At 62.4% G+C, this 452-nt stretch carries 1 protein-coding gene; it reads right to left on the bottom strand.

Annotated elements, in window-relative coordinates; translation table 11 throughout:
- On the bottom strand, positions 1 to 452 hold a 452-nt coding region (locus O4G74_RS16025), incomplete at both ends, for an efflux RND transporter periplasmic adaptor subunit (RefSeq protein ID WP_269403519.1).

Genomic DNA, 452 nt, shown 5'->3' with positions numbered 1-452 from the left:
GCCAGGACGCGGCCATCCTCCTGCTGGAATGTCACGGTCTGGCCTTCGCTGACCTTGCCGAGATCTTCCTTGTAGACCGCGATATCGGCCCACACGACGCTATCATCAATGATGACAAAGATGGGCGCGCCGCCAGCGGATACGGTTTCTCCAAGCGAAACGCTTCGCTGGATCACTTCTCCGGCCAGGGGCGCCGTGACATAGGCTTGCGCAAGCGACCCGTCCGCAGCCTCATCCAGCATGTCCAGCGTGCCATGACCGATGCCGATGGCATGCAGTCTGTTTTCGGCAGCTTCCCGGCCGGCATTGGCTGCGGCGAATGCCGCACGCGCCGACTGCAGATCGGCCTCGGCGGTGATTTTCTGCTCCCAGAGATTTTCCTCACGCTCAAGCTCGGCTTGCGCGAGGCGCTCGGCGCTCAGGGCATTCAGATAATCGGCCTTTAGGCCGGC

Source organism: Henriciella marina, assembly GCF_027213945.1.
In the GTDB taxonomy this organism is placed as follows: domain Bacteria; phylum Pseudomonadota; class Alphaproteobacteria; order Caulobacterales; family Hyphomonadaceae; genus Henriciella; species Henriciella marina_A.
This window is presented reverse-complemented; position numbering and strand designations above follow the sequence as displayed.